The 17,585-nt window shown below is 59.9% G+C and carries 17 protein-coding genes; 8 read left to right on the plus strand and 9 right to left on the minus strand.

Features of this window, described 5'->3' with window-relative positions:
- Positions 1-5: 5 nt before the first annotated feature.
- From FHT97_RS09575 to FHT97_RS09585, 3 genes are all read right to left on the minus strand, one after another.
- Positions 6-263, minus strand: a complete 258-nt coding sequence (locus FHT97_RS09575; protein ID WP_183755540.1) for a hypothetical protein — start codon at positions 261-263, stop codon at positions 6-8.
- Positions 264-322: 59 nt separating this feature from the next.
- Entirely contained in the window at positions 323-532 is a 210-nt protein-coding gene (locus FHT97_RS09580) for a hypothetical protein (protein ID WP_183861636.1), read from the minus strand.
- Positions 533-605: 73 nt separating this feature from the next.
- Positions 606-2,657, minus strand: coding sequence for an NAD(+) synthase (locus FHT97_RS09585; RefSeq protein WP_183861638.1), 2,052 nt, complete (start codon positions 2,655-2,657; stop codon positions 606-608).
- A gap of 279 nt (positions 2,658-2,936) precedes the next feature.
- Between FHT97_RS09585 and FHT97_RS09590 the strand changes: the two genes are divergently transcribed.
- Positions 2,937-4,004, plus strand: coding sequence for an NAD/NADP transhydrogenase subunit alpha (locus tag FHT97_RS09590; protein ID WP_183861640.1), 1,068 nt, complete (start codon positions 2,937-2,939; stop codon positions 4,002-4,004).
- Between the two features lie 362 nt (positions 4,005-4,366).
- The gene (locus FHT97_RS09595) at positions 4,367-5,413 is read left to right on the plus strand and encodes a porin (protein WP_183861642.1); all 1,047 of its coding nucleotides are present in this window, start codon (positions 4,367-4,369) and stop codon (positions 5,411-5,413) included.
- Between the two features lie 158 nt (positions 5,414-5,571).
- On the opposite strand, the gene FHT97_RS09600 is transcribed toward FHT97_RS09595, so the two are convergent.
- Both FHT97_RS09600 and FHT97_RS09605 read right to left on the minus strand, forming a co-directional pair.
- Positions 5,572-6,066 (minus strand): Rrf2 family transcriptional regulator, encoded by a 495-nt coding sequence (locus tag FHT97_RS09600; RefSeq protein ID WP_183861644.1) that lies wholly within the window; start codon positions 6,064-6,066, stop codon positions 5,572-5,574.
- Between the two features lie 118 nt (positions 6,067-6,184).
- Positions 6,185-6,673 carry an Lrp/AsnC family transcriptional regulator gene (locus tag FHT97_RS09605; protein ID WP_246712589.1) on the minus strand — a complete coding sequence of 163 codons (489 nt, stop codon included), beginning with the start codon at positions 6,671-6,673 and terminating at the stop codon, positions 6,185-6,187.
- Positions 6,674-6,799: 126 nt separating this feature from the next.
- On the opposite strand from FHT97_RS09605, the gene FHT97_RS09610 reads away from it, so the two are divergent.
- Together FHT97_RS09610 and FHT97_RS09615 are read left to right on the plus strand one after the other, a co-directional pair.
- Complete coding sequence (locus FHT97_RS09610) at positions 6,800-7,552, plus strand: tryptophan 2,3-dioxygenase family protein (protein ID WP_183861646.1); 753 nt, start codon at positions 6,800-6,802, stop codon at positions 7,550-7,552.
- Positions 7,553-7,705: 153 nt separating this feature from the next.
- Positions 7,706-8,332, plus strand: coding sequence for a hypothetical protein (locus FHT97_RS09615; RefSeq protein WP_183755533.1), 627 nt, complete (start codon positions 7,706-7,708; stop codon positions 8,330-8,332).
- A 69-nt stretch (positions 8,333-8,401) separates the two neighbouring features.
- On the opposite strand, the gene FHT97_RS09620 is transcribed toward FHT97_RS09615, so the two are convergent.
- The gene (locus FHT97_RS09620) at positions 8,402-9,430 is read right to left on the minus strand and encodes a CorA family divalent cation transporter (RefSeq protein WP_183755532.1); all 1,029 of its coding nucleotides are present in this window, start codon (positions 9,428-9,430) and stop codon (positions 8,402-8,404) included.
- Between the two features lie 244 nt (positions 9,431-9,674).
- On the opposite strand from FHT97_RS09620, the gene FHT97_RS09625 reads away from it, so the two are divergent.
- The 4 genes from FHT97_RS09625 to FHT97_RS09640 all read left to right on the plus strand — a co-directional run bounded on the left by FHT97_RS09625 (position 9,675) and on the right by FHT97_RS09640 (position 14,065).
- Positions 9,675-10,577, plus strand: coding sequence for a universal stress protein (locus tag FHT97_RS09625; RefSeq protein WP_183861648.1), 903 nt, complete (start codon positions 9,675-9,677; stop codon positions 10,575-10,577).
- Positions 10,578-10,762: 185 nt separating this feature from the next.
- Positions 10,763-11,812 (plus strand): nitronate monooxygenase, encoded by a 1,050-nt coding sequence (locus FHT97_RS09630; RefSeq protein WP_183861650.1) that lies wholly within the window; start codon positions 10,763-10,765, stop codon positions 11,810-11,812.
- Positions 11,813-12,005: 193 nt separating this feature from the next.
- Positions 12,006-12,743, plus strand: a complete 738-nt coding sequence (locus tag FHT97_RS09635; RefSeq protein ID WP_183861652.1) for a response regulator — start codon at positions 12,006-12,008, stop codon at positions 12,741-12,743.
- The gene (locus FHT97_RS09640) at positions 12,743-14,065 is read left to right on the plus strand and encodes an ATP-binding protein (RefSeq protein ID WP_183861654.1); all 1,323 of its coding nucleotides are present in this window, start codon (positions 12,743-12,745) and stop codon (positions 14,063-14,065) included. The genes FHT97_RS09635 and FHT97_RS09640 overlap by 1 nt, the downstream gene beginning before the upstream one ends.
- A 126-nt stretch (positions 14,066-14,191) precedes the next feature.
- Here FHT97_RS09640 and FHT97_RS09645 read toward each other — a convergent pair whose 3' ends face one another.
- The 3 genes from FHT97_RS09645 to FHT97_RS09655 all read right to left on the minus strand — a co-directional run bounded on the left by FHT97_RS09645 (position 14,192) and on the right by FHT97_RS09655 (position 17,538).
- Entirely contained in the window at positions 14,192-14,608 is a 417-nt protein-coding gene (locus FHT97_RS09645; protein WP_183861655.1) for an organic hydroperoxide resistance protein, read from the minus strand.
- A gap of 281 nt (positions 14,609-14,889) precedes the next feature.
- Entirely contained in the window at positions 14,890-15,942 is a 1,053-nt protein-coding gene (locus FHT97_RS09650) for an alpha/beta hydrolase (protein WP_183755526.1), read from the minus strand.
- A gap of 255 nt (positions 15,943-16,197) precedes the next feature.
- Positions 16,198-17,538, minus strand: coding sequence for an acetamidase/formamidase family protein (locus FHT97_RS09655; RefSeq protein WP_183861657.1), 1,341 nt, complete (start codon positions 17,536-17,538; stop codon positions 16,198-16,200).
- Positions 17,539-17,585 lie beyond the last annotated feature (47 nt).

Consider the following 17,585-nt stretch of genomic DNA (forward strand, 5'->3'; position numbering starts at 1 on the left):
TTAGCTCAGTTCGTGTTTTGCGTCGGCGGTGGAGCAGCGCTGGGGCTGCTGGCTCCTGCCGGCGCTCTCGGCGCCGGGCTGGTGCCGCCGCCCGTCCAAACGCTGAATGCCACGACGATCACCGCGACCACGAAGACAACCGCGATTAGCAACGCCCAGGCAGAAAGACTGCGCCCTTCTCTCGACAGAGCCCTTTCCTGCGCTTCGTAGGCGGTGTGCCGTTCGGTGGAATGGTCGTCCGGCCTGTTGTCATTGGCGGTCATCGTCGCACCTCTGGCACCGAAACGCGGCCGGTGTTCGGCAAGTTCCCTGAGAGGTCAGATCAGATCAGGGGATCACGGCCCTCGGCTGCGCTGAGGTTCAGTTCACGGGCGATGTCCTCCGCATCCCTCTTGCTGAGGCCAACGAAGTCCCTGCCGTCCGTTGCCGCCGGCAAGGAGGTCAATGTGTCGACAATCGTCCACCCGCCACGTGGTTCCTGGCGAATCTCGTAGCGAGGCAGATCATCAGGGGCACAAGTTTCATCTGTCACGTTTCACCGCGGCCTCAGTGTTCTTCTCGATCATATCTGCCGCGACGAATGGCTTTTGCAAGGCGCGTTCGCCCTACCCTTTTATCTCAGGAACGTTGGCCTTCAATTCCTTCAGCCATATCCGTGCGTTGCCGTCGGACGGCGCGCGCCAATCGCCACGCGGCGACAGCGAACCGCCCGACGTCACTTTCGGGCCGTTTGGCGATGCCGACCGCTTGAACTGGCTGATCGTGAAGAACCGGAAAAGGAAAACCTCCATCCAGTGCTTGATGACAGGCAGATCAAAACTGCGGCGCTTGTCGGCGGGAAAGTGTGGCGGCCAGATTCCGGCCTCGGCATCGCGCCAGGCATTGTAGGCAAGGAAGGCGATCTTCGAAGGACGCAGGCCGAAACGCGTCGTGTAGTAAAGTGCAAAGTCATGCAGATCGTAGGGTCCGATTTTGTCCTCCGTGCTCTGCATGACGCCATTCTCATCGGCAGGGACCAGCTCCGGCGAAATCAGCGTGCCAAGGATGCTTTCCAATGTCGCGTTTGCTTCGGCGTCGAAATCTCCGGAGCGAATAACCCAGCGGATCAGATGCTGGATCAATGTCTTCGGCACCGATGCGTTGACGTTGTAATGGCTCATCTGGTCGCCAACGCCATAGGTGGACCAGCCGAGCCCGATTTCCGACAGGTCTCCGGTTCCGAGCACCAGTGCACTGCGCTGGTTCGCGGCACGGAACAGAAAGTCTGTCCGCAGACCAGCCTGAACGTTTTCGAACGTCGTATCGTAGACCGGCTTGCCGCCTGCAAACGGATGCTTCAGGTCCTTGAGCAATTGAAGGGCCAACGGCTTTATGTCCACTTCCTCCGCCGTGACGCCTATGCTGCGCATCAGCGCCCAGGCGTTCGACTTGGTGGCGTCACCTGTCGCAAATCCCGGCATGGTGAAGCAGAGAATGTCAGAGCGCGGCCAGCCAAGCTGATCGAAGGCACGGGCCGCCACGAGCAACGCATGCGTGGAATCGAGACCGCCCGAAATGCCGATGCAAAGCCGCTTGACGCCGGTAGAACGCAGCCGCTTCATCAGCCCCTGAACCTGGATGTTGAAGGTTTCATAGCAATCCTGGTCAAGACGGCTTTCATCCGCCGGCACGAACGGGAAGCGGGCAACGTCGCGCTTCAGGCCGATATCGCCCTTCGGCTTCTTGAACTGGAAAGCCACACGCCGGAACGCTCGTTCGGCGGTCAGATTGAGCGTCGCCGCATCATTGAAGGTCCCGGTCCGCAGCCGCTCCAGCCGCAATCTCTCGACATCGATATCCGCCACGCACATCTGCGATGACATCGGGAAACGATCGGTTTCAGCAAGCATAGTACCGAGTTCGTAGATGCAGGCCTGACCATCCCATGCGAGGTCCGTCGTCGATTCGCCGGGGCCCGCTGCCGAATAGACATAGGCAGACAGGCTGCGCGCCGACTGCGCCGAGCACAGGAGCTTACGTGTATCGGCCTTTCCAACGGTGATGTTGCTGGCCGAAAGGTTGGCGAGAATCGTCGCACCTGCCAGTGCGCCAAAATCGCTCGGAGGCGCCGGTGCCCAAAGATCTTCGCAGATCTCGATATGGAGAACGAAATCATCCATATCCTCGGCTGCAAAGATCAGATCGGTTCCGAAAGGTACAGTCTCGCCGGCGACGCGAATGCTGTCGCCGCGGACGCCCCGCCCGGACGCAAACCAGCGTTTTTCGTAGAACTCGCGATAGTTCGGCAGGTGCATTTTCGGGACGACGCCAAGAATACGACCGGCGTGAATGGCGACGGCGCAGTTGTAGAGCCGACCGCCAGTCTGCAGCGGAGCGCCAACGAGAAGAACAGGTGTAAGATCGCGGCTTGACCGGGCGATCTCGGCTATTGCCGCGTCCACGCCCTTGAGCAGGGCATCCTGCCCCAGCAGGTCATCGATCGAGTAGCTGGAGATTCCAAGTTCGGGAAACACCATGAGGCCAACGCCCGCGGCATGTCCCTGACGGGCCAGTTCCAATGTTGCTTGCGCGTTAAAGTCTGGATCGCCGATTTCGCAGTTCGGCGTGCAGGCGGCCACGCGGACAAAACCCTGATCATAAACCGAATAGAAATTCACCAATGCCTCCAGCATCCACGCGCCCAATGACTGACCATTACATCCAAATGCTTCCGGGCAAAACCTGCGCTCGCACCGCGAGCAACCTTATTCGAAGTTACTCATGCAAGCTGCACACAGTATGCAATAAAATGAAAGACTTATCAGTAGTTGCGCGCGGGGAAAAATGATCGAAACTGCCCAAAATAAAATTACGAAACTGTCATAAAACTATGGAATAGACAGACTATATCGCTCGCGCGCCCACAGTCCCTGTTTACCCTTCTTTCAGAGCGATGAATGTCTAAGCTTATCCGAGTCCGTGCCGGGTTGCTTCGGGAAACACATCCCGGTGAGCGCCGCGTTGCGTTGACGCCGGATGACGTTGGGCGCCTTTCCGAGCGCATATCATTTCGTTTCGAGCCCGGCTGCGGCGTTGGCGCCGGCCATTCAGACGACGGCTACATTGCTGCCGGCGCAGAGCCCGCCGATTTTGCCGAGATGGCGTCCTCTTCGGATCTATTCGTGAGCGTGCGGCAGCCAATCGCCGCGCGAGTTTTCCCAGCGGCAGCGGTTCTGCTTTTCCTTGGCTCGAAACCGGGCCAGGTCGCCGTCCCGCTAGCCAGGCAACAGCCGCTCCATCTCGACATCGCCCGGCTTTCCGGGATGTCGGGCCAGAAGGGTGCCGATATTTCTTCGAGGCAGGCCGCCATCACGGGCCACGCGGCTGTCCTGGAGGCGGCGAGGCAGTTCGGCATTTCGCATCCGATGCTGTTGGCTGACGGAAGCTTCGTGCGGCCGGTTAAAATGGCCGCCTTGGGCAGCGACCCAGCAAGCCTGCAGGCACTGGCGACTGCACGTCGCCTCGGCGCCCTAACCTATGGCTTTGGCCTCGCGAAGGATTCGCAGGCAAAGATCGAGCGGCTTGGCGCTAAATTTCTCGGCACCTCTTCAGAGCAAGAACTTGCGCGGCTTCGTCAAGACCTCTCCGGTGCCTTGTCGAAGATGCAACTGATCACCACCAACATAATGTATCCCGGTCGCTCTGCCCCCGTGCTGCTTAACGAAGAGATGCTCTCACAGTTGAGCCCTGGAACGGTCATTGTGGATCTCGCCGCCGAAATTGGCGGGAATTGCGCGCTGACCAGAGCCGACGAGACGACCGACATCTTCGGCATTCGAATCATAGGTTCCACGACGCTTGCGAGCCAGGAAGCTGCCGAGGCGAGCCGCCACTTCAGTGACGGGCTGAGCAATCTGCTGGAACACTTGATCGACGCGCACGGCGCGTTGAGGCTCGACGGCGGCGATTCCGTCACGGCCGCCCTTCTCGATGAGAGGAGTCCAGCGAGGCACGCTTCGTTGTGATTCGGGGAGGGTTGAAGAAAGGATGGACGCAATCCCGTGGCGAAATGCTGCGACGCAGCATTATTGCCCAGATAACATCCATTACAAAAACGTGTTGAGTAACAACTGGTTATAGCCTGCGGTAGTAAATATGCTTTTGCGCGAGAGCCGATCGTTGCGTTTGCGCAACACCCAATTTCCGCCTTGCAGCAAAACTCAATTTTGACTGTATCTATTATTGATACATTTAATCGGAAATGTAATTTGGCGCCGCGGACGTACCGCGTTTCCCGCGAGGGCTTGTACGAAACAATTTGGGGTAGGTAGAGGCCGGTTTTCGGCAGTGATGACCTGTGCCCAATCGACAGAAGATTGGACTGAGAATGAACATTAAGATGATCCTTATGAGCTCGGCGGCGGCTTTGGCTGCCTTCTCGAGCGCCCAGGCCGCTGACGCCATCGTTGCTGCCGAGCCGGAGCCGGTTGAATACGTTCGCGTGTGCGACGCTTACGGCAGCGGTTACTTCTACATCCCCGGCACCGAAACCTGCCTGAAGATCAGCGGTTACATCCGTTTCCAGGTTAACGCCGGCCCGGACGCCGTCAACGGCAGTGTAAGCGGCAACCGGGGCGGTACGTCCGACTGGGATGCAGTGACCCGCGGCCAGGTTCAGTTTACCGCCAAGAGCGACACTGAATACGGCCCGCTCACAGGCGTGATCGTTCTGCAGCACAATGCTGACAACGCTCGTGATCAGAACGCGATCCTGGACTCCGCTTACATCGACATCGCCGGCTTCCGCGCCGGTCTGTTCTACAGCTGGTGGGACGATGGTCTCTCGGGCGAAACGGACGACATCGGCAGCAAGGTTACGCTGCACAACTCGATCCGTTATCAGTATGAAGCCACGGATTTCTACGCCGGCATCAGCGTCGACGAGCTGGAAGACAGCCCGTTCTACAACGGCGAAGTTCCGAACAACGTCGGCGTAGCAATCGGCATCGGCGGCAAGGCAGGCATCTTCTCCTACCAGGTAACCGCTGGTTACGACACCGACAACGAAGCCGGCGCTGTCCGCGCCATGGGCACCGTTACCGTTGGTCCGGGCACCCTCGGTCTCGCAGCCGTCTGGGCGTCCGATCCGGGCGCGTATTACTCTGCTTCCGAGTGGGCGATTGCCGCAGAATACGCTATCAAGGCCACCGACAAGCTGAAGATCACCCCGGCCGCTCAGTATTACGGCAGCTACGGCGTAGTTAACGCCGCTACCGACGCTGACTTCTCGGACAACGACGCTTGGAAGGTCGGTCTGACGGTTGACTATCAGATCGTCGACAACTTCTACGCCAAGGCAACCGTCAACTACCTCGACGGCGACAACATCGACGACGTGACGACGGGCTTCTTCCGCCTCCAGCGCGCATTCTAATCAAAAGCGGCGCCGCGTTTCCGCCTCTCTCTGTGGTTAAGGTCACAGGGAGTGGCAGCGCGGCGCCGCGCTTGAAAGTTTCTGATCAGATTGACCTCCGATCAGTTAGGAGGGGTGGCTCGGGTTCCCTGCCCGGCCGCCCCTTTCACTCTGTGAAGCTATTCGGCGGCGTGACGATCGGGGGCAAGGCTCGCATCCGCCGGCTGCTCGTGGTCGACAGATTTCTTCGCCTCGAGGCGACGCAGCTCCGCGACGCTATCATCGATGGTCACTGAACCCAGCATGTCGACGACGGCCTGTTCTGCCCGATCGCAAAGAAACTCCGAGAGGTCGCCGATATTCTCCCCTACGAGCCCCTCGTGCGGAATATCGTGGCGGGTTGCCCAGATTTTCTTGTCGCCGGTCACGGCAGCATAGATCTCGCTGAGCAATATCTGGTCGCGCGGTCGCGCTAGGTTGATACCGCCCTTGCCGCCTTGGGCAGTGGCGAGAATGCCGCTTTCATTGAGCGGCTGCAACAGCTTGCGGACGAAGCTCGCGCTTGTATCAAGGCCCTGCGCAAGTGATTGGCTTGTGGTCCGGAGGTTTGCCTCTTCGTTGACGGCCACACTGATGACAATCTGTAGAGCAGTCGAAAAGCGGGTGTCGATCATGCTGTGCTGAGGCCTTGCGTCTGAAGCCGGTCACCACAGATATTTGCCGGGCAAATCCATTGTCAAGAACGAGAAATTGAAATCACGGCGACTTGACTGAAACGAAAGGCTAGCTCGATCAGCGTTTCGTCGATTGTGTGCGGCTTTGCGCAGCGGCGAACGAGATTTCGCCTTTGATCTCGCGCATTGCCATTGACGTGATCGTGCGCCTCACTCCCGGCAGGCGGCTCAATTCTTCCCGAAGCATCCTGTCCAGGGCCGCCATGTCGACCGCGACGATATGCAGGAGATAGTCGGCTTCACCGGTCGTTGCGTGGCAACGCCAGATGAGCGGGTGCCGGCGGACCGCGGCCTCAAACTCCTCCGACACTTCGAAATCGATCGAGACCTGAATGAAGGCTTCGATGCCGAACCCAAGCTTTGCGGGATCAAGCCGGGCCGCATATCCGCGAATGATGCCCGCATCTTCCAACGCTTTCACACGTTTCCAGCAGGGCGTTTTGCTGAGACCGACATGATCCGCCAGCGCGGCAAAAGAAATCCTGGCATCGGCCTCCAGCGCACCGATGATCTTTCGATCAAGCGCATCGAGTGTCATTTGTTCCATGAATCGCCTTCTATGTTGGCAGTCGTTCTGCACATCTCTGCATTTTGATAACAGAAAGGACCAATGTTCAAGTCAAAGCGCCTAGACTGGATAGTTGTAGGCCAACGACACTCCGGAGCAGCATTCATGAACAAGGAAGATTACTACGCCCGCATCGAAGCGCCCGACATGCGCGACTACGGCGTCTACCTGCAGTGCGACAGGCTGCTCAGCTGTCAGAAGCCCCTGGCGGAGATGGCGAATGCGGATGAGCTGCAATTCCAGATTGTCCACCAGGTTGAAGAACTTTGGATGAAGCTGATTGCCTATTCACTGGTCGACGTCATCGATTATCTGGAGAAGGAAAACACGCATCGCGTCGTGACGCTGATGGGCCGCGTCCACCGCCTGATGCGGATGATGACGGCGCAACTCGACCTTCTCGAAACGATGTCGCCCAAGGAATACCAGCAAGTCCGGCTTCAGCTCGGCAACGGCAGCGGTCAGGAGTCGCCTGGCTTCAAGCTCCTGCTACGAATGCCACCCGATCTCTGGCGAGCTTTCCAGGCCGCCTATCTCGACGGCCGGAATCTGACGATCGACGATATCTATGATGGCAAATACGACCACGGGGACAGCTATGTCGTCGCGGAGGCCCTGGTTGAATTCGACGAGCTGTTCCAGAAATTCCGCGCAAACCACCTTTACCTGATCCACCGCTCGATCGGCCTTGGCTCCAAATCGCTCAAGGGTCGCCCCGTCGAAATGCTGGAAGGCGGCGCTCGGCACCGGTTCTTTCCCGAGCTATGGGATATCCGCTGCACGATGACCGATCGCTGGGGTAGCCAGTATGGTGTCGTTCGTGGCTCGATCAGCCACCCGGAAGAGGCCGCGGAATAGACTGCGCTGACAGTACCAAAACCAGCCCACCGCGCCTGCCCCTCCCCTTGACCCTACCAAGGGGGATCGCCCTATCACGCGATTTCGATTTTACGCCGAGGTTTACCTGCAATACCCTTCGTCCCGGTAGAAATTCAACCAGGGAGAGACGCCATGAAACGCAGGTTTGCCTATATCGCGGCCCTTTTGGCCCTTTCGGCCGGCGCAGTCTACGCTCAGGACAACGCCATGAGTTTCTTCGTGACCAGTGTAAATCCGGGCAAGGGCGGCGATCTCGGCGGCCTCGCCGGCGCGGACGCATATTGCAACACGCTTGCCACAGCCGCCGGTTCGACCGGCAAGACCTGGAAGGCCTATCTGTCTACCGACGCTGAAAACGCCAAGGATCGCATCGGTTCCGGGCCATGGTATAACGCCAAAGGCGAAAAAATCGCCGACGACGTGGCCTCCCTGCACAGCGACAAGAACAACCTGACCAAACAGACCGCGCTTAGCGAGAAAGGTGCGGTCATCAACGGCCGTGGGGACACGCCGAACCGCCACGACATGCTGACCGGTTCAAAGGCTGATGGTACTGCGGCGCCTGAGACCTGCGGAAATTGGACGATGGGCGGCGAAGACGGTGTCGCGATCGTGGGCCATAGCGACCGGACGGGACTGAACGACTCGGCGGAAGCCAAATCGTGGAACTCGTCGCATCCGACACGCGGCGGCTGCACGGTGAAAGCCTTCAACGGGACCGGAGGCGACGGCCTGTTCTACTGCTTTGCATCGAATTGATCGGCGCGGCATTGCGGGTGGCGCATGCTCACAACCCGCAATGCCATTCGCACCTGACGCGACCACTGCCTAAAGCCAACCGATCCGTCGAAGCACCCAAAGCGTTGCAATGGAGGTGATCGTCACAAACGCCACGATGATGACGAATGCCCAGGTGTCATTGACCCCCGGAATACCTCCGACATTCATCCCGAACAGGCCGGCGACGACGCTAGGCGGCAGCAGCAGGGCGGCCAGCGCCGCCAGCCGATTGGAATTTCGCGCGATACGCTCGCTGATCACTGTCGAGAGGTCGTCGTGGAGGATCCCCGTGCGGTCCCGGATCGCATCGAGGTACTCAATGAACCGCATCAGCTTGTCGATCACCTCACGCATCCGCAGCTTGTCACGCTCGAGCAGCCACGGCGCGTCGTCGTGTTCGATGCGGTTTAGTGCGTCGCGCTGCGGTGCCAGATAGCGGCGCAGCTGCACGGAACGCCGGCGCAGTAGCTTGAGACGCTCGCGCACCTCGCCAGCCTCACCGTGAAAGATCATGTCGTCGAGCTCATCCACTTCCTCGTCCATCGAGTCGAGCACCGGCTCCAAGTCACGGACAAGCTTGTCGCCGATCAGCGCCAACAGGTCTCCGGTGCGCTGTGGACCCTTGCCCTTCTCGAGGGCGAGGCGGATGTCGCGAAGTGCCGTGATATAATGTCCGCTGTCTCGAAGTGAGATGACCTTGTTGACGTCGACCCACAGGTGAAGCGGCACGAGATCGATGTCGGTCCTCTCCTCCGGTTCCTCGTCGGGGGCGGTCGCACATACGCCCCGAAGGATGATCAACAGGCCGTCATCGACAGGCTCGACACGCGGTCGCGTCTCCTCTTCGAGCAGGGCTTCCGTCACGAAGCTATCGAGGCCGCTTTCCTTCTTGACCCAATCGGCAGCTGCCGCATGGTCACGCTCGAGATGCAGCCAGATGATCCCGTCTTCCGGTTTCCATCGCCGCGCCTCAGCAATGTCCAACTGCGTGCAACCGCCACAGCCGTTCAAAAGCAGGGCGAAACGCAATCCGGGTTCCGCGCCGTAGCTCAGTTTTGGGATAACTGGCGTTTCCATCGCGCGCCCTACATGGCCAGAGGGAACAAAAAATGCAGCCAACACAAAAGCTTGCCGCAACAGATTCTAGCAGGTCGCAATCAAGGCGCAAGACCGCCGGAATTGGCGTCGCGACCGGTCTCGGCACTGGCTTTGGCGCTTAAAATAGATCGCCTTTGGGCGCCAAGACGATTTCAACACCGATCAGATTGGCGTATTGTTCCAGGGGTAGATTTTTCAGGCCGATCCACGAAGGAGGGCCACAGTGATCACGACAACGACCGACGGCAACTGGTCAAAAGGCTTCAACCCGCCTGATCCAGCCGCCGTGCCGCGCAACGTTCGTGATCTCACCGAACATGCCGATATCGTTGTGCTATTGCCCGATCCCGCCTCGGCACAGTCCTGCCTCGATCTGGCCGACGATGCGGCTGATGCGGTGCAGGACAGCATCGCCGCCGTCCATATCGGCGCCGATCCGCTGGCGATGCTGGTCTCAGCCGAGGAAATCGAATTGCAGATGCTGCGGGACCTGGACGAAGGCTCGCCGCACGAGCGGTTCGAGCGCGTCAAACAGCTGTTCGACGAATGGAAACTGAGCGCGCCGCACCGGCAAAGCCTGGTGCTTGGCGACTACCAGGGCGACCTCCGCCGCTGCGTGGGCAGCGTCTGCCGGAACGCATCACTTGTCGTCACTCCCTATCGGGGCAATCTCGATGCCCGTGATGTTTTCCATAACGTCCTCTTCCATGAGGGTAAGCTCGTGCTCATCCCGCCGGCCAATGGTTATCGCGGACGTCTGCTTGACCACGTGCTGATCGGCTGGAAGCCGCACGACCACGCACGGCGCACGATCGTCGCCGCCAGGCGCTGGCTTGCCGCTGCCGACCGCATTACGGTGCTCTGCGTCGACGACAAGCCGAACAGGCACTACGAAACCACCGCCAGGGAAATCTGCCGCCAGATGGGGCTCGATGCGGAGATCGTCGTGACCTCCTCAACAGGCCGCTCGGTCGGCAACACCATCCTCGACTTTGGTGCATCGGTGAATGCCACCTGCATTCTGACCGGAGCCTTCAAGCACGGCTATCTGCTCGAACTGCTTCTCGGCCGCGTCACCTATCGGCTGCTCTCCCACGCTACAGTTCCCCTGCTGATGAGCCACTAGCGCCAGCGTCGTGCCGTCCGCGATCGCTCCTCCGCCCTCGCGGCTGAAGTCAAGCTCCTTGTGAAAGCAAGACAATAGGCGCAAATAATCGCCGGACCGGCAGCCTGCGGCATTCCTCAGGCCTGTCCGGACAGCATAACCTGCCAAACCGACGAATTCCCCAGTGCTGGACAAGGAGATCGGACGTGCCAACAGAAGTCGACAGCGAACCCCTTCGCCAGCTCGGATTGAAATATCCCCTTATTGTCGCGCCAATGGCTGGCGGCCCCTCAACGCCGGAACTGGTGGTAGCAGCATCGGTTGCCGGCGCGCTGGGCTCCGTCGGCGCCGCCTACTCCAATCCCGCCACGATCGTCGAATTTGCCGACAAGGTCCGACAGCGCACAAACAAGCCCTTCGCGATCAACCTCTTCATTCCCCACCCCGCTCCAACGGTCGATCCGGCTGCGGTGAAGCGAGCGATTGCCGCCACTGCCGGCTATCGCTCAGAACTCGGGCTAGCGTCCCCACAGTTCTCCGCACCGTTCGAGGAGGATTTCGACGCCCAGTTCGAAGCCGTCCTAAAGATCCGGCCAGCTGTATTCAGCTTCGTCTTCGGCGTATTGGCAGCCGAACATACGAAAGCCGCACGAGAAGCCGGCATTCTGCTGATCGGGACCGCGACCTCACTCCAGGAAGCGCGGGCCCTCGAAGACAGCAATGTTGACGCGATCACGTTGCAAGGCTTCGAGGCCGGCGGCCATCGCGGCATCTTCGAGCCCGACGCCGCCGATCCGGAAGTCCGACTTCACGACCTTCTCGCTCAATGTAGGGGAAAGGTGCACGTGCCGTTGATTGCAGCAGGCGGCATCATGACCGCTGCGGACGTTCGCGCCGCCCTCGTCGCAGGCGCTCAGGCGGTTCAGATGGGAACGGCTTTTCTGGCAGCGCACGAGGCGGGAACGTCGGCCCCTTACAGGTCGGCACTCAGTGCGCCAAAGCGACAGACCCGAACGACGCGTGTCTTCTCCGGTCGATTCGCTCGAGGCATCGAGAACCGTTTCATGGAGGAGATGACGCCGAAGATGGACGCTGTCATGCCGTTTCCCGCCCAGAACAAGTTTACGCGCGACCTGCGTGGCGCGTCAGCAGCAAGGGGCTCGGCAGATTTCCTGTCGCTGTGGGCAGGAACCGGAGAAGGCGAGCTTTGGCAAGGCTCGACCACCGAACTGATCGACAGCCTGTTTGCCAAGTAGCTGCCAGCCAAGCATATCAGCAATGGCGACGTGAGCGATTTCCATTACTTACCAGGCGAAATGAACGTGCGGACATCGTATCAAAATGTATCTCAAGGTTGGCTGGATACAGCGCCATGCAAGCCATGAGGCGATAAACACACGGCGGACACATCAACGGCGTCACTAGCAGAAAAATCACGGAGATCGCGCGATGGAGCACATCGACCACATCCTGATCGTCGATGACGATCGCGAAATAAGGGAGCTCGTATCGAGCTACCTGAAGAAGAATGGCCTGCGCGTAACCGCAGTCGCTGACGGGCGGCACATGCGCTCCTTTCTCGAAGCAAACTCCGTCGATCTGATCATCCTCGATGTCATGATGCCGGGCGACGACGGCCTCGTGCTTAGCCGCGAGTTGCGTGCCGGACGACACAAGGCTGTTCCCATCGTCATGCTGACAGCACGCACAGACGAGATGGACCGCATCATCGGTCTGGAGATGGGTGCGGACGACTACCTCGCCAAGCCGTTCTCGGCGCGGGAGTTGTTGGCCCGCGTCAAGGCTGTCCTTCGACGCACGCGCATGCTACCGCCGAACCTGCAGGTGTCGGAAGCCGGCCAACTGCTGAGTTTCGGCCAATGGAAGCTCGACACGACGGCACGCCACCTCATCGATTCAGACGGGACGGTGATCGGCCTCAGCGGTGCCGAATACCGGCTGCTTCGCGTCTTCATCGACCACCCCCAGCGCGTGCTCAACCGCGATCAGCTGCTTAACCTGACACAGGGCCGCGACGCCGAGCTCTTTGACCGTTCGATCGATCTTCTCGTCAGCCGCGTCCGCCAGCGTCTTGGCGACGATGCCCGGGAACCGACCTATATCAAGACTGTCCGCAGCGAAGGCTATGTCTTCTCCATGCCGATCGAGATCACCGAGGCCCGCTGATGGCGACACGCGCCTTTCTGAATGGATTTCGCCTATGGCCGCGCACCTTGGGGGCGCGGCTATTTCTTATCCTGCTTGCCGGGGTAGCGATCGCGCATACCATGTCGTTCACGGTGCTGTTTTATGAACGATACGCGGCCGCCAAGTCCGTCATGTTCAACACGCTCGAAAACGACGTTGCAACGTCGATCGCCATTCTCGATCGGCTGCCGGCCGACGAACGAGCCGATTGGCTCGATCGTCTTGATCGAGGCAGTTATAGTTTCGTGCTGGGAGCGGGCCTGCCCGGCAATCCGGCGCTCGACGCACGCACCACCGAGATCGCTTCCATGGTTCGGGCGGCGATCGGTGCAAAATATCCCATCGAGGTGGAGACCGTTCCCGGCAACACCCTGAGGCTCCAGGCACATCTGACCCTGAGCGATGGCGCGCCGTTGACGATAGACATCAACCCGCATGGCGTCATGCCGTTGGCCGATTGGCTGCCCTACGTGTTGGCCGCGCAGTTGGCTTTGCTGGTGCTTTGCAGCTGGTTTGCGGTCCATCAGGCAATTCGTCCTCTCGTCAACCTCGCAAAAGCAGCCGATACGCTCGATCCGAATGTGAAAGCCCCTCGCCTCAGCGAAACGGGACCGAGGGAAGTCGCCTATGCCGCAACCGCCTTCAACGCAATGCGCGAGCGCATTGCCCAATATCTGGAGGAACGTGTGCAGATCCTCGCGGCAATATCGCACGATCTGCAAACGCCGATCACGCGCATGAAGCTGAGGGCGGAGATGGCCGAGGATTTCGGCGACAGGGACAAGCTGATGCAGGATCTCAGCGAGATCGAACGTCTCGTCAAGGAAGGCGTCGCCTATGCTCGCAGCGCCCATGGCAATGTCGAAAAAGCCTCGCGCATTGACCTTTCTTCGTTCATCGAGAGCCTCGTCTACGATTACCAGGATACCGGCAAGGACGTGACGATCACAGAGATGAGCGGCGGCGCGATCATGACCCGACCGCACGCCTTGAGACGAGTTCTGACCAATCTCATCGACAACGCGCTTAAGTTTGGTGGCAGCGCCGAGATCGAGGTACTGCGCCGTACCGATAGCGACGTGGTCGTTAGAGTGCTCGATCGCGGTCCCGGCATCCCCGAAGATCAATTGGAAGCTGTCCTCAAGCCCTTCTTCCGTCTCGAGCAATCGCGCAACCGCGACACTGGCGGGACTGGCCTCGGCCTCGCCATTGCCGTCCAACTGGTCACAGCGATCGGCGGATCGCTGACGTTGCGTAATCGCGACGGCGGCGGCCTCGTCGCCGAAATCGCCATCGGCTGAACGGCGGTTGAACCGCCTCGCACATCGGTGACATGCTGCTCGACCAGAAAAAAGCGGCAGCCCTTTGCGGCTGCCGCTTCTCAACATCACGTCCCGCCTGACGGGGGCATCGTTTTTCTTATCTCGTCAGACGAGGTTTATGGTGACGTTGATATTGCCGCGCGTGGCCTTGGAATACGGGCAGGTTTGATGCGCCGCATCGACAATCGCGCGAGCAGTTTCGTGATCGACGCCGGGCAGGCTGACGTTTAGGCGCGCCTGAAGTGCGTAACCGCCTGTATTGCTGCAGAGATCAACTTCGGTGTCGACCGCGAGATCGGTCGGAAGCGCAACGGCAAGGCTCTTCGCAGCAAAGCCCATCGCGCCGATGAAGCAGGCGGACCAACCGGCGGCGAACAGTTGCTCGGGGTTCGTTCCTTGTCCCGCGCTACCTGGTGAGGAAAGCTTGACATCGAGGCGGCCGTCGGAGCTACGCGATGCGCCATCGCGGCCGCCGGTCGTATGCGTCTTTCCGGTGTAGAGTACTTTCTGATTGTCGCTCATGATATTCTTCCTTTCGATAGAATGAACGGCTCGCTGCCGAGACGCAGATGGCGTCCCGCACGTGTCTGGAATGTTTCGTCGCGGTGCTAAAATGTAGCCAACTGCCGCGGAAACCTGATCCCGATACAATGTGATACGAACGGCCCGGCCGCTTCTTGGCGAGGCAATGGGCGCTCGAAACCAGACCTGGCGAAAGTGCATTGAAACGCCAACGCCGAGTGCAATGTCTGGAATGGAGGGATGTGGGGAGCCGCTTGCCGCGACCACCCCAAGGTGACCGGTTAGAGCCGGTCGACGTCGACCACGGCCTGTGCAAAGGCCTGCGGCGCTTCCTGTGGCAGATTGTGACCAATGCCGCCGGTAATCAGCCGATGCTCGTACTTGCCGGAGAACTTCTTGGCATAGGCAGCCGGCTCGGGATGGGGGGCACCGTTGGCATCGCCCTCCAGCGTAATAGTCGGTACGCCGATGACAGGGAACTTCGCGAGCCGCGCTTCGAGCTCATCGTACTTCTTCTCACCCTCGGCCGCGCTGATGCGCCAACGGTAGTTGTGAATGGTAATGTCGACGTGATCGGGGTTTTCGAATGCGGCAGCGCTGCGATTGAAGGTCGCATCATCGAAGTTCCATTTCGGCGATGCAAGCTGCCAGATCAACTTGGCGAACTCGCTGCGGTACTTCTCATAGCCCGCGCGGCCACGATCCGTGGCGAAGTAGAATTGATACCACCAGGCAAGCTCCGCCTTCGGCGGCAAGGGTGCCTTGTTTGCTTCCTGGCTACCGATGAGATAGCCGCTGACGGAAACCAGGGCCTTGCAGCGCTCGGGCCAGAGGGCGGCGATAATGCAGGCCGTGCGGGCTCCCCAATCGCAACCGGCAATCAGCGCCTTTTCGATCTTCAGCGCATCCATGAGCGCAACGATATCGGCGGCAATCGCCGACTGCTGGCCGTTGCGCATCGTCTTGTCCGAGAGGAACCGTGTTGCGCCGTAGCCGCGCAGATAAGGCACGATGACGCGATAGCCTGCGGCGGCAATCAGCGGTGCAACATCGACATAGGTATGGATATCGTAGGGCCAACCATGCAGGAGAATGACAGGAGGCGCGTCGCTCGCGCCCAGCTCGGCGTAGCCGACATTGAGCAGACCTGCGTCGATCTGCTTGATCGAGCCAAATGAGGTATTGGTGCCTGGCGCGATGGTGGGGATTCGAGCAGCCGCCGGCGCCGCGGCCTGAGCAACGCTCGTGCCGATTGCGCCAAATTGCGCGGCGGCAACGGTCAGCGCTGCCACGCCCACGAACCGCCGTCTTTGTTGATTGATTTCCTCTGCCATCACTGCTCTCCGATCTGTGTTAAAGACATCTGCATAAATCACTACCTGTGTGTATCAAATGTGTGTCCTATACCTGGAATTGAAAGCCAATGTAGGTATCGGTCTAGCGATACATTGGTATACATTCGCGCACTTTCGTGAGCAGTTCGCGACAACCCAGGCTTGCTGAAACAAGATTGGCCGGGCCAACGACATGACCCGATCTCAAATATCGCTGCGACCGGCATTGCCGGCGCATTTTGTCAGCGGATGACTTCAGGCACTGGCGGACGGAATGTTGTAAACACCCCGCGCGAACGCGCCGATACCCTTGGCGTCCAGCAAGTTGAGCGGTGCCCGGAACGTCACCCTGGCCACGCCGGGGTGACGGCCGATTTCGATGGCGCCGGCCAATGTGGCACGGTTCATCACTTCGGGGACGGTGATCCCCAGGAGTTCGGCGGCCCGTTCAAGGCCATTCGTGGTGGCATCGTTCAGGTTTGGACCGGTGCCGATGAAGCAGACGGGCGCATCGTCCTCGACCTTTCGCACCCCGTGCTTGCGGGCAAGCGCCTGGACCCTTGTCCGCTCGGCTTCGTCGAGCGGGCGCGCCAGAAACGGCACGTCATCGAGAACCGGAAAAAGGATGGGCCCATCGATGTCGAGCCCCTTGATGACATGCACCTCAAGGGTGACCGTTCCAGCCACGTCACACGTATGACCAGCGATCTCGCCGTCTCCCTGCAGCGCGTGCATATCGCCCAGATAGATGCCACCACCGGGAACCTTGACCGGGCAGATCAGAACGGCTCCTTCGCGGACCGTGTTCACGTCGAGGTGGCCGTCCGTCTTGTGCTCGGCGATCTCCTCTGCGGTCAGCGCGTAGATGTGGGGCGCATGATCCAGGAACGCGCCGAAATCGCCGGCATTGTGCGAGTCCGGCATGGCCTTCGACGGCGTGGTCCCCAACTGCCCGAGAAAAGGCCGCAAGCGCGTGGCGATACCAATGAGATCAGCCGGCGCGAAAGTCAGGATAGGATGCTGGATGGACGCATCCGGTAGCGCCATCAGGCGATCGGCATCTTCCGCGAAGGCTTCCGCCTCGGCCTTGCCCACCGTCAGACCGACCTGTCGCTCGTCGTCGAACGCGATCGTATAGCCATTGGTAAAGGTAAACGGTGACGCATCCGCCCCACATGCTTCGCAACGGATCGCCGTCGGCCCGATGCCTTCGACACGCGTGCGCGGCCACTCCACTCCGCAACCGGGGCACACGGCCGCACAGAACGGATCGCCGTTGAACCGGCCCACCATTGGCTCGTCGTTGCCGGATGCCGTGGCCGACGAGGTCACGACAATCGAGCGGATGCGGATGGCAATCGCGTCACCTACCTCCGCACCTGCCACCGCGACCGGGCGCGTCACCTCATGTCCTCCGCGAATTTCCGGCGTGATCATCGGACCCCAGCACCCGGGAGCGGTGTTGGCAATGATCGTGCCGCCATCGGCGACCGGCCCGAGCATCGGTGCCGCTGGGTCCAGAATGCCGTTGGTCAACTCGTTGACGAAAATCGTCTGCGATCCGATTTTTGGATACTGTTTTGCTTTATCAAGCATTTAGATTCCTCCTGTTGAATCTATCAGTGAGCGACTTGCGAGGGACG

This window comes from Rhizobium sp. BK399, from assembly GCF_014194695.1.
Classification (GTDB): Bacteria; Pseudomonadota; Alphaproteobacteria; order Rhizobiales; family Rhizobiaceae; genus Rhizobium.